Below are 11165 nucleotides of genomic sequence, written 5' to 3'. Positions count from 1 at the left end.
CGTCCACCCTCCGGGCCGTAGCCGGCTGTAAGACCGTCACGGCCACAGCGGCCGGGGTCCGTCGGTGAAGGCCGACGCCATCTGCCAGGCGTCGAACCGCTCCAGGGTCACGTCGCCGTCGGCACCGATGCCGACACCGACGGCCTCCTCGGGGCGGGTGGGGTAGATGCGGGCGGTCAGGGGCCGCCCGTTGGCGAAGATCTCCAATGCGGAGTGGTCGACGAGGACGCGCAGGTCCACCCGGCCGTCGGGGTCCAACGGCAGGTCGCCGTACCGGGGTCCGGTGTCGACCGTCGGGTCGAGGCTGCTGGTTTCGCGGTGCAGGCGGAGGGTGCCGCCCTCCCCGTCGTGGGCTCTGCTCACCTCCACGACTGTGCGCTCGGCGCCGTCCGGTGTTTCGCGGACCACGAGGCGGGCGGTTGCTCCGGGGGCGAGGCGCAGGGTGGTCTCGATGTCGAGTTGGTCTCCGTGGACGGGGTGCAGTCGGGTGTAGGGGTCGGTGAGCGGGCCCGCCGCGACCTGCTGATGCTCCCTCCTCAGCAGGCCCAGTTCAGGCACCGGTGCTTGCACGAGGTTGCCGTTCGCGCCGAGCGTGACGGCCCTGGGCAGGGACATCACGCCGCACCAGCCGGCCTGCGCGTTCGCTTCGTCGGTCCGGCCCTCCTGGAGCCAGCCGAACATGATGCGGCGGCCGTGCTCGTCGCGGGTGGACTGGGGGGCGTAGAAGTAGCGGCCGCCGTAGTCGAGGCGGTGCAGGGCGGTCGGGGTGAAGGTGTCGCCCTGGTAGCGGCCGGTCCAGTACAGGGGGTGGTGGGTGGTGCCCTCGTCCCAGGCGGAGAAAACGAGGACGTCCGTGCCATCGCCTATGCCGAACAGGTCGACGCATTCCCACATCGTGCCGGTCCAGTCGAGCTCGCCCTCGTTCTGCGAGGCGTCGCCGGTCAGCAGGGGGCCGACGTACCGCCAGGTGCGCAGGTCGTCCGACTCGTACAGGAAGGCCGTCCCGCCGACGCCCCGGATGCCCGAGCCGACCAGCTGCCGCCACACCGCGTCGTCGCCGGAGCCCTCCCGCCAGACGCAGTGGTCGCGGAAGGCGGTGATGTCGACGTCCTCGGGCGGGGCGGTGATGACCGGGTTGGCCGGGTCCTTGGTCCAGTACCGCAGATCTGCCGATCCCTTGGCTACACAGGGGAGTTCATGTTCTCCGTGACGGCCGGAGTAGACGAGCGTGGGTACGCCGCCGTCGTCGACGAGGACTCCGGACCAGCAGCCGTCGCGGTCGGGGCCGTCGGTGCCGGGGACGAGGGCGACCGGCTCGTCGGTCCAGTGGACGAGGTCGGTGCTGGTGGCGTGGCCCCAGTGGATGCGGTGGTGGGCGGCGGCGAGCGGGTTGTACTGGTAGAAGAGGTGGTAGACGCCGTTCCAGTGGCTCAGTCCGTTGGGGTCGTTGAGCCAGCCGCCGGGCGAGGTGAAGTGGAAGCGGGGGCGGTGGGGGTCGCGCAGGGCGCGCTCGGCCAGCCCCTCGGCGGCAGTACGGCCGGAGGGGAGGGTGAGGTCGTGGGTCATGCGGCGGTGGTCTCCGCTTTCTCGGTGTCGTCGGTGGCCTCGCTGCCGGGCCGGTCGGTGGCCTTGAGGACGCGGCGGGCGATGTCGGAGGCGGGTGCGCGCAGATGGCAGCGCACCCAGTGGGGCTGTCCCTCGTCCTCGCCGACGATGTGGCGGACAGGGCCGGTGCGGCTGCAGGTGCCGTCGTCGCCGTAGGGGCAGGACGTGGGGTTGAGGATTTCCTCGCGCAGCCGGGCGCGCTCGACCGGGTCGTAGCTCCCGGCCCGCTCCGGGTCGGGAACGGCGGACAGCAGCAGGCGGGTGTAGGGGTGGGCGGGTGCGTCCATGACGGCCAGGGCGTCGCCGCCCTCGACGAGTTCGCCGGCGAACATGACCATGGTCGTATCAGCGAGGTAGCGGGCGGAGCCCAGGTCGTGCGTGATGTAGAGCATGGCGATGTCCCGCTCGTCGCGCAGGCGCCGCATCAGGTTGAGCACGCCGACGCGCACGGAGACGTCCAGCATCGACGTCGGTTCGTCGGCCAGGATCAGACGCGGCTCTACCGCCAGCGCGCGGGCAATGGCGACGCGCTGGCGCTGGCCGCCGGAGAGCTCGTGCGGATAGGACTGGAGCATGTCCTCGGTCAGGCCGACCGTCGCCATCAGCTCGCGCAGCGCCTCGGGGGTGGCGCTGTGGCCGTGCAGGACGAGGGCACGGGTCAGGAAGTGCTCGATGCGGTGGACGGGGTTGAGCGAGCCGAAGGGGTCCTGGAACACCATCTGGACCTTGCGGCGGTACGCCCGTGACGCGCGGCGCCGCTCGCGGCGCAGGACGTCCTCACCGTCCAGCAGCACCTGTCCGGCGGAGGGCTGTTCGAGGCGAGCCAGACAGCGGGCGATGGTGGACTTGCCGCTGCCGGACTCGCCGACCAGGGCGGTGATCCGGCCGACCGGGAGATCGAAGGAGACGTCGTTGACGGCTCGGACACGGCGCCGGGAGAAGACGGTGCCGACCTGGAAGTCCTTGGTCAGACCGCGCACGGACAGCAGAGGTTCGGTCATCGGGAGGCTCCTTCGAGACTGCGGGCCACCCAGCGTCCGGGCGCTACCTCGCGCAGGTCGGGGATGTTCATGGAGCAGTCCGAGCGGTCCTCGGGACAGCGGACGTGGAAGCCGCAGCTGTCGGCGGTGCGCGGGGCATCGAAGAGGCCGGTGAGCTCCCGGCGCGGGCCGGTCAGCGGCGGGAAGGCGTTCATCAGCGCCTCGCTGTACGGGTGCAGCGGCCCCGCGAACAGATCCTTGGCGTCGGCGAGTTCGACGATCCGTCCCCCGTACATCACGCCCATGCGGTCCGACAGCTCGACCATCAGGGACATGTCGTGGGTGATGAAGAGGATGGAGAAGCCCAGTTCCCGCTGGAGGTCGCGGATCTGCGCCATGATCTCCTGCTGCACGACCACGTCGAGTGCGGTGGTCGGCTCGTCCATGATCAGCAGCCGGGGCTTCAGGGCCACGGCCATGGCGATGACCACGCGCTGACGCATACCGCCGGAGAGCTGGTGCGGATACGCCTTCAATCGGCCCGGGTCGATGCCCACGAGCTGAAGCAGCTCGCTGGCCCGCTCCCGCGCGGCCCGCTTCTTCATGCGCTCGTGCGTGGTGAAGATGTCGACGATCTGCTCGCCGATGGTGAGGACGGGGTTGAGGGAGTTCATCGCCGACTGGAAGACCATGGCGATCTGCCGCCACCGGAAGGCACGCAGCTCCCGTGCGTCCAATGCGAGGACGTCCCCGCCCTGGAAGCGGATGCTGCCCGCGGTGATCTCCGCGGGCGGCTTGAGCAGCCGCATCACCGCGTTGGCGATGGTCGACTTGCCGCAGCCGGACTCACCGGCGAGGCCGAAGATCTCCCCGGCGCCGATGGAGAAGGAGACGTCGTCGGCGCCCACGACGGTGCGTCCGTCGCCGCGGTATTCGACGCGCAGGCCGTTCACCTCGAGTACGGGTTCCATGGCTCAGCCCCTCCTCTCACGCCGGGCACGGCGGCTGCGCAGCCTCGGGTTGGTGATCTCGTCGACCGCGTAGTTGACCAGCGCAAGCGCGAAGGCGACGAGCGCGATGCACACTCCGGAGGGGACGAAGGCCCACCAGGTGCCGGTCATCAACGCGCCGTCGTTGCTGGCCCAGTACAGGTTGGTGCCCCAGCTGACGACGCTGCTGTCGCCGAGGCCGAGGAACTCCAGGCCGGCCTGAGCGCCGATGCCGAAGATCACGCAGCCGAGCAGCGTGGTCATCACCACGGACGCCATGTTGGGCAAAATCTCGCGGAACATGATCCGCAGCGGGCGCTCCCCCGTGACGACGGCCGCGGCCACGAAGTCCTTGCCGCGGATCGACTTGGCTTGGGCTCGCAGGACTCGGGCCGAGCCCGCCCAGCCGGTGACGACGAGCACCAGGATCACGGTGGAGGTCCCGGGCGGCAGGAACGCGGCCAGGATGATGAGCAGCGGCAGCCCGGGCAGCAGCAGGAAGACATTGGTGACCAGGGTCAGCGCGTCGTCCGCGATGCGTCCGAAGTACGCGGACGCGAGGCCGACGACGATGGCTACCGCGGTCGCCACGAGTCCCACGGTGAATCCGACGAAGAGTGAACTGCGTGCTCCCCACAGGGTGAGGGCGAGCACGTCCTGTCCCTTGGCGGTCGTACCGAGCCAGTGAGCGGCCGATGGTGCCTGGCTGCCCGTGGAGTTGATCAGGTACGGGTCGCCCGGGGCGAGGACCGGAGCGAGCAGGGCGAGCAGCGCGAAGACGGCGAGCAGGACCAGTCCCGACAGGGCCTTCTTGCTGTCGATGAGCTGGCGCACCAGTCCGCGCCGGCGGGACGGACGCGCGGGGGCCGTCGGCGTGGTGGCCGTCGCGATCTCGATGGCGGTCATGTCGGCAACCCCCTTCAGCGGACGCGGACGCGCGGGTCGAGGCGGACGTAGACGAGGTCGACGAGGAAGTTCGCGAGCAGCACCGCCGCCGTGATCGTCAGGAAGATGCCCTGCATCAGCGGGTAGTCCAGGCCCTGCACGGCCATCAGCAGCTGGTAGCCGATGCCGGGGTAGGCGAAGACGACCTCGGTGAGCAGGGCGCCGCCGACGACGAAGCCGAGCGCCATGCCGAAGTTGGTGACGGACGGCAGCAGGGCGTTGCGTGCGGCGTAGCGGAACATGATCCGGGAGGGGCTGAGCCCCTTCGCCTCGGCCATCGTGATGTAGTCCTCGGCCGCTGTGGCGATCATGGTGTTGCGCATGCCGAGCATCCAGCCGCCGATGGAGACGAGCACGATGGTCAGCGCGGGCAGCACGAGGTGGGTGGCGACGTTCGAGAGGAACTCGCCGTTGAAGCCGGGGGTCAGGCCGACGTCGTAGGCGTGCCGCAGGGGGAACCAACCCAGGCTGACCCCGAACAGGTACAGGGCGCCCATCGCCAGCCAGAAGTACGGGAAGGAGCCGACGAAGATCAGCAGGGGAGGGAAGGCGGAGTCGAGGACGCCACCGCGCCGCCATGCGGCGACGATGCCGAGCAGGTTGCCGAGGACCGCGGCGATGACGAGTGCGACGCCGCCGAGCAGCAGGGTCCAGCCGATCTGCTGGCCGATCACGTCGGAGACCGGGGTTGGGAAGCGGGTGATGGAGATGCCGAGGTCGCCGGTGAAGACGCTCTTGACGTAGGAGACGTACTGCTCCCACAGGGGGCGGTTGTCCAGTCCGAAGAGTTTGCGCAGCTGGGCTATCTGGTCGGGCTGCATCGTGCCCTGGGCCTGCGCGAACATCCGTGAGACCGGATCGCCCGGCATGAAGCGCGGGAGAACGAAGTTCAGGGTGATGGAGGCCCAGAAGGCGAGCAGATAGAACCCCAGATTACGCAGGATGAGACGCACGGGTCGCGCTCCTGTCGGTGGGGGTGCGGGGGGATCGGTGGCGGGGGCGGCCGTCCGGGGAGGAGGACGGCCGCCGGTCCGCGCGGGCGATGTCAGCCCTTGACGGGCTTGAGCGACGTGAGCACGAGGATCGTGCTGCCGTTGCGGTTGCCGAGGGTGGCGTACGGGTTCTTCTCGGAGGGCCAGCCGGTGAAGCGGGCGTCCGTGTACGCGCCCCACTCGGGGCCGGTGAACAGCGGGACGACGGGCGCGTCCTTGTTGTACAGCTCCTGCAGGCCGTTCATCTGCTCGCGCTGCGCCTTCTCGTCGGTGGCGGCGGCGAAGGCGTCGATGAGCTTGTCGGCCTTCTTGTCGCCGAAGCGGTGGTAGTTCTCGGTGGCCTGCTTGCCGACGGGCTGCACCATCTTCGTCGACATCACGCCGCGGTAGTACTCATACGGCGTGGCACCGTTGTTGGACCACACGATGCCGGTGTCGAACGTGCCGGTGTTGTACGACGACGAGACCGCCGACCAGTCGGGCGTCTTCACGGTGGCGGTGATGCCGACCTTCGCCAGGTCCTGCTTGATGATGTTGGCGACCGAGATCCAGTCGGAGGAGGCCGAGCCGACGGAGATGTCGAGCGTGAAGCTCTTGCCGTTCTTCAACTTCCGCTTGCCGCCGCTCTCCTTGTAGCCGGCCGCGTCCAGGGCCTTCGCCGCCGCGTCAGTGTTGTGCTTCGTCCACGTGCAGGAGGAGGCCAGCGACGTGTCGCGCCACTTGTCGTAGGTGCGGGCCAAGCCCGTGCAGTCGGCGGGTTCGGCGTAGCCGTTCATCGCGACCTTGGTGATCTGGTCGCGGTCGACCGCCATGCTGAGCGCCTTGCGGACGGCCGGGTCGTTGAAGGGGGCCTTGGTGGTGTTCAGCTGCCAGTTGATCATGGCGCCGGTGGCCGGGAACCAGTAGTGGTTGTGCTTCTTGTCCTTGGCGACGAAGGACTTTTCGATGTCCGGGATGAACGACTGCGTCCAGTCCACCTCGCCGTTGGTGAAGGCGATGTTGGCGCTGTCGTTGCCGGAGAAGGCGAGCATCTGGATGCCGGCGATCTGCTGCTTGGCGGGCTGCCAGTAGTCGGGGTTCTTGCGCAGCTCGTACGACTGGCTCTGGAACTTTTCGACCTGGGTGTACGGGCCGGTGCCGACCGGGTTCGGGTTGGTGAACTTCGCCGGGTCCTTCACCTTGGACCAGATGTGCTTCGGCAGGATGTAGTGGCCGCCGATCTCGAAGAAGGCGGGCGAGAAGGGCTTGTTGAAGGAGAACCGCACCGTGTGGGCGTCGACCGCGGTGACCTTGTCGAGGTAGTCGAAACCGCCCAGGACCTTCTTTTGCAGCTGGAAGGTGTAGACGACGTCGTCGGCGGTGAGCGGCTGGCCATCCGACCACTTCACGCCGTCGCGCAGCGTGAAGGTGAGGGACTTGCCGTCCTTGGCCTGCTCCCACTTGGTGGCCAGCCACGGCGTGTCCTTGGCGTCCGACATGCTGTGCACGACCAGCGGCTCGTAGACCGACTGCATCGTCATCGGCGCGGCCTGCGGGGAGAGCGGGTTGAAGTTGCGCGTGAACGTCGCCAGGTCCTCGCGCGGGATGGTGAGCAGCTGGTTGCCGGAGGTGTCACCGGCGCCGGCGGTACCCGAGCCACCTGTGCAGGCGGACAGGACCAGGGCTGCGGCGGCGGTCACGGTGACCGCTCTCAGGGCGGGCAGAAGCCGCCGTGAGGCTATGGAGGGTGCCATAATGGAGACTCTTTTCCTCTCTTCAACACACAGGGCGAAGACGGGATGGGATTGCTCGGCGGCTGATTAGCGGTCAGACCGACGAGCGTTCGAGCAGCGGGCAGTCGATCGTCACCCGGTGGGTGTCGAGCGGCTGCCCCGCTGCGAGAGCGGCGAGCATGTCGACGCCCTTGGTGCCCATGGCTTCGAAGGGCAGGGCGAGCGTCGTCAGTTTCGGCCGCAGATAGGCGGCGATGAGTTCCTGGTTGTCGAACCCCACCACGGCCACGTCGTGCGGGATGCGCAGCCCACGTTCCTTGATCGCGTCGTACGCGCCCATCGCCATCCGGTCGTTTCCGCAGAACAGCGCGGTCGGCCGGTCGGCGGCCGGGCGGTCCAGCAGTTCGCAGGCGGCGGTGTAGGCGCCGTCGGCAGTGGCCCAGCCGGGAATGACGAGGGAGGGGTCAGGGGTGATGCCGGCCTCGCGCAGGGCGCGCTCATAGCCCTCGCGCCTGCCGATGGCGGCCGGGATCTCCGGATCCAGGTTGATCAGTCCGATGCGGGTGTGCCCGGCGTCCAGGAGTCGGCGGGTCGCCTTGTATCCGCCCGACACCTCGTCGGGCAGGATGCACGGCAGCTCTCCTGCCGCGTCGTAGCAGTTGACGAGTACCGTCGGCACCTCGCGGGCGGCCTTCGGCAGGCTGACGGCCCGGTGCCAGGTCGTGGCGTACAGCAGCCCTTCCACGCGGTGTTCCAGCATCTGGTCAAGCGCGGCGGCCTCCTGGACGGGATCGCCCTCGCTCGCGGCGATCAGCAGGAACCGCCGGTCGCCCCAGGCGCGGCTCTGCGCGCCTGTGATCACCTCCGCGGCGAAGGGGCCGGTCACGATCTCGGTAATCAGACCGAACCAGCCGCTGCGGTTGGCGGCAAGCGCCCGCGCCCCGGCGTTGGGCCGGTAGCCCAGCTCGTCGATCGCCTCCAGGATCCGCCGACGGGTCTCGTCGGGGATGGCGGCACCGGGCTTGTCATTGAGGACGAAGGAGACCGTGGTCCGCGAGACACCCGCGCGGCGAGCCACATCGCTCATGGTCACGCGCTGCGACTTGTTCGTGGCCACTTTCAGTTCCCTTCGGCCGGACGGAGGCGAGACATCCCCTCCGGTTTCGCGCTTTAATAACGCGCGTTACTTCCATGTGGCAGGGAAGTTACGTCCGTCTTGAGTGGCATGTCAATACCTACGCAAGGGCTGCATCAGGCCACCGGCCCGGTGCCCCTCGCCGGTACGGACGCGGGGCACCCGCACCGGCCGGTCCCACGCGCGGGTCGGGGCAGACCCGCGTCCTTCCTGAGAGAGGCAGACCTCATCACCATGGCCCGACTCCAGTCCCCATGCGGCGTCACCGTCCTTGGCGAGTGCGTCGCCGACGCCTTCACCGACACCGCCCGATCCGGCTCGAACGAACTCGTGCTGCGCGCCCTGCCAGGTGGCGGCCCCGCCAACACGGCGGTCGCCCTCGCCCGGCTCGGCACGCCCACCCGCTTCCTCGGGCGGTTCTCGCACGACGCCTTCGGCACGCTCTTCCGGGCCCGTCTCAGCGACTCCGGCGTCGACCTGACCGGCAGCGTGACCGCCTCCGAGCCCAGTACGCTCGCCGTCGCCGACCTCGACGAGGCCGGCCAGGCCACCTACACCTTCTACGCCGACAGCGCCGCCGACTGGCAGTGGACCGAAGACGAACTCGCCACCGCCCAGTGGACCGACTCGGCCTGCCTGCACACCGGCTCCCTGGCGCTGATACGCCAACCCGGCAGCAGCCGCATCGAGGACCACCTCGCCAAGGCACGCGAGTACCTCACCGTGTCCATCGACCCCAACGTCCGCCCCCTGCTCGTACCGCCCTCCGCCTACCGCGAACGACTCCCCCACTGGTGCGCCCTCGCCGACATCCTCCGCCTCAGCGAGGACGACCTCACTCTGCTCCTTCCCGGCACCAGCCCCGAAGACGCCTGCGACATCTGGCACGCCGGCGGCGTACGCCTCGTCGTCATCACCCTCGGCGGGCGCGGCGCCCTCGCCTCCCTCGACGGCCTCCGTGTCACCGTCCCGGCCCCGGCTGTGGATGTCGTGGACACCGTCGGCGCCGGGGACTCCTTCACCGCGGGCCTACTGCACCGCCTCGCCGCCCTCGGACACCTCGGAGGCAGACTCGACGGGCTGAGCCTCGAAGACGTCACCGACGCCTGCTCTTTCGGCGCCCGCGTCGCCGCCCTGACCTGCTCCGTTCCCGGTGCGAACCCGCCCTGGGCGGACGCAGCAGCGCCGGAGGCCGGCCTCGAACAGCCCGTACCACACGCCTGAAGGCACATGCCCGTTCCCTCACGCGCCTGCGGGAACGGGCCCCGACAAAACTCTGTGCGGTGCGCGCGGTGTAGTCAGACTTCGCCGCCCTCGTCCCACCCACATTCAGTACACCGAACTCCCGCGTACATGTCGTCTCGGGCGTGATCAACGGCGCTCCAGCCTTCCAGCTTTGAACTTGGAGCTCCGCACCGGGGACAGCCAACGATGACGCCGAACCCATGGAAGTACCTGTACTCCAGTCCGGACAACTCAACCGTCCGCTGCATCGTCTTCACGAGTTCTGCTTGGGAGTCCACACCTACGAGTTCCCGAGCAGCTCGATCGACATCACCGTCAACAATGGAAACCCACATGATCGGCTCAAGGAGCGGCGGAAGCGGGGTGTCGTCGAGGACAACCGGGATGACGCGGACAGAGTCATCCCGCAGTCGCCGTGTGAGGGCGGCCTCCCACTCTGTGTTCACCCAAGGGGACTTCGAAGAGTTGGCGGACCAGAAGACCATGACGGTGTCTACGAGCCCCAGCGCCTCGTTGATCTTGCCGGGGATCCGATCCCCAGGTCGGATTTTCCATGAATCGAGCCCCGGTCGCCGCCGTAGTTGAGCCGGCGCGTGCTCCGACGGCCGGAGGAGTACTCGATGGGGCTGACTCCGCAAAGGGCAGCAAAGGACGCCTCGGTGTTCAGTCGCTCGGGGTTGTCCCCCATGGTGATCAGCAGGGTGACTGCGCTATCCGGGCCGATGCCCACCGGTACGAGTAGCTGTGGGGCGTGGTGTTCGACGAGCTGGGTCAGGCGTTGGTTCAGCTCATTGATGTGCCCGGTGAGCTGTTCGATGCGCTCGGCGAGCATTCTCAGGGTCATGTGGGTGGCCTGGGCCACCGCGTTCTCGCCGTCCTCGCCGTCGCCTGGTCCGAGGCGTGCGCAGGTGCGGAACAGCTCGCGGTCGCCCAGGCTCGACAGTCGTTCCCGCACTGCGGGATCGGCGATGACCAGGACGGCTTTGAGCTGGTTGATCGCCTGGGTACGGGCCTTGACCGCGGAGTCCTTGGCGAGCTTGAAGATCCGGGCGCTGTGCACCGGACCGTCGCCGGACTTGGCCCGGGCCCGGGCGCGGCCACTGAGCACGGCCCGCGCGGCGGCCTGCCGCCGACCTCTGGGGGCGGGATCCACCAAATCTTTCCCGTCCACTCGGCCGCGTTCGGCCAGGTCCGCTCCCCGTTGGGAGTCCTGGCCCCTCAAGCCCTCGGTCGAATCCGGGTCCGGCTCGCCCCGCCCCCGGTTCAGCCGACATCCCGGCGGTGGAACCGCGTCAGCAGCCGGGCCGTCGTGCGTCGATCAGGGCTCCGACTGATGTGCGGACGCGTGCGTCGACCGCGGCCGGGGGGTCCGTCGGCAACTTGCCCTCCAGATAGAGGAAGGCGAGCCCGTGGAGCAGCGCCCAGCACGCCACGCCCAGGGCGTCAGGGTCGGCGTCGGGGCGGGCGCGCGCGGCGGCCCGGCGGACGAAGGCGTCCACGTCCGCCGCTGCCGCGGTCCGCTCGGTGTCCGCGGGGTCGCAGGAGGTCCTGAACATGATCCG

11 protein-coding genes are annotated in these 11165 nt (G+C 69.2%); 1 reads left to right on the top strand and 10 read right to left on the bottom strand.

The window, feature by feature from the left end:
- Positions 1 to 36: 36 nt before the first annotated feature.
- From ABTX60_RS40855 to ABTX60_RS40825, 7 genes are all read right to left on the bottom strand, one after another.
- A complete protein-coding gene (locus ABTX60_RS40855; protein ID WP_352101833.1) occupies positions 37 to 1566 on the bottom strand; it encodes a glycoside hydrolase family 32 protein in 1530 nt (509 codons plus the stop codon).
- A complete protein-coding gene (locus tag ABTX60_RS40850; RefSeq protein ID WP_352101832.1) occupies positions 1563 to 2606 on the bottom strand; it encodes an ATP-binding cassette domain-containing protein in 1044 nt (347 codons plus the stop codon). The genes ABTX60_RS40855 and ABTX60_RS40850 overlap by 4 nt, the downstream gene beginning before the upstream one ends.
- Entirely contained in the window at positions 2603 to 3556 is a 954-nt protein-coding gene (locus ABTX60_RS40845; protein WP_352101831.1) for an ABC transporter ATP-binding protein, read from the bottom strand. The genes ABTX60_RS40850 and ABTX60_RS40845 overlap by 4 nt, the downstream gene beginning before the upstream one ends.
- 3 nt (positions 3557 to 3559) lie before the next feature.
- A complete protein-coding gene (locus ABTX60_RS40840; RefSeq protein ID WP_352101830.1) occupies positions 3560 to 4480 on the bottom strand; it encodes an ABC transporter permease in 921 nt (306 codons plus the stop codon).
- Between the two features lie 14 nt (positions 4481 to 4494).
- Positions 4495 to 5472 carry an ABC transporter permease gene (locus ABTX60_RS40835; protein ID WP_352101829.1) on the bottom strand — a complete coding sequence of 326 codons (978 nt, stop codon included), beginning with the start codon at positions 5470 to 5472 and terminating at the stop codon, positions 4495 to 4497.
- A 92-nt stretch (positions 5473 to 5564) separates the two neighbouring features.
- Positions 5565 to 7244, bottom strand: a complete 1680-nt coding sequence (locus ABTX60_RS40830) for an ABC transporter substrate-binding protein (protein ID WP_352101828.1) — start codon at positions 7242 to 7244, stop codon at positions 5565 to 5567.
- A 73-nt stretch (positions 7245 to 7317) separates the two neighbouring features.
- Positions 7318 to 8340 carry a LacI family DNA-binding transcriptional regulator gene (locus tag ABTX60_RS40825; RefSeq protein WP_352101827.1) on the bottom strand — a complete coding sequence of 341 codons (1023 nt, stop codon included), beginning with the start codon at positions 8338 to 8340 and terminating at the stop codon, positions 7318 to 7320.
- 252 nt (positions 8341 to 8592) lie between these two features.
- Here ABTX60_RS40825 and ABTX60_RS40820 point away from each other — a divergent pair, with 252 nt between their 5' ends.
- The gene (locus tag ABTX60_RS40820; protein WP_352101826.1) at positions 8593 to 9582 is read left to right on the top strand and encodes a carbohydrate kinase family protein; all 990 of its coding nucleotides are present in this window, start codon (positions 8593 to 8595) and stop codon (positions 9580 to 9582) included.
- A gap of 74 nt (positions 9583 to 9656) precedes the next feature.
- On the opposite strand, the gene ABTX60_RS40815 is transcribed toward ABTX60_RS40820, so the two are convergent.
- The 3 genes from ABTX60_RS40815 to ABTX60_RS40805 all read right to left on the bottom strand — a co-directional run.
- On the bottom strand, positions 9657 to 10121 hold the full coding sequence (locus ABTX60_RS40815) for a toll/interleukin-1 receptor domain-containing protein (RefSeq protein WP_352101843.1): 465 nt from the start codon (positions 10119 to 10121) through the stop codon (positions 9657 to 9659).
- Positions 10097 to 10756, bottom strand: a complete 660-nt coding sequence (locus ABTX60_RS40810; RefSeq protein WP_352101825.1) for a transposase — start codon at positions 10754 to 10756, stop codon at positions 10097 to 10099. The genes ABTX60_RS40815 and ABTX60_RS40810 overlap by 25 nt, the downstream gene beginning before the upstream one ends.
- 139 nt (positions 10757 to 10895) lie before the next feature.
- Positions 10896 to 11165 (bottom strand): WHG domain-containing protein (locus ABTX60_RS40805; RefSeq protein ID WP_352101824.1); only part of this gene is annotated, 270 nt, incomplete at its 5' end.

It is taken from the genome of Streptomyces sp. NPDC126510 (assembly GCF_040302345.1).
GTDB lineage: Bacteria > Actinomycetota > Actinomycetes > Streptomycetales > Streptomycetaceae > Streptomyces.
Note: the sequence above shows the minus strand (reverse complement) of the source record. Positions and strands in the feature narration are given on the sequence as shown.

Bases quoted from the DNA above. Each gene is read 5' to 3' on its own strand.
- ABTX60_RS40850 (WP_352101832.1), bottom strand. From the start codon at position 2,606: ATGACCGAACCTCTGCTGTCCGTGCGCGGTCTGACCAAGGACTTCCAG.
- ABTX60_RS40855 (WP_352101833.1), bottom strand. From the start codon at position 1,566: ATGACCCACGACCTCACCCTCCCCTCCGGCCGTACTGCCGCCGAGGGG.
- ABTX60_RS40845 (WP_352101831.1), bottom strand. From the start codon at position 3,556: ATGGAACCCGTACTCGAGGTGAACGGCCTGCGCGTCGAATACCGCGGC.
- ABTX60_RS40830 (WP_352101828.1), bottom strand. From the start codon at position 7,244: ATGGCACCCTCCATAGCCTCACGGCGGCTTCTGCCCGCCCTGAGAGCG.
- ABTX60_RS40840 (WP_352101830.1), bottom strand. From the start codon at position 4,480: ATGACCGCCATCGAGATCGCGACGGCCACCACGCCGACGGCCCCCGCG.
- ABTX60_RS40820 (WP_352101826.1), top strand. From the start codon at position 8,593: ATGGCCCGACTCCAGTCCCCATGCGGCGTCACCGTCCTTGGCGAGTGC.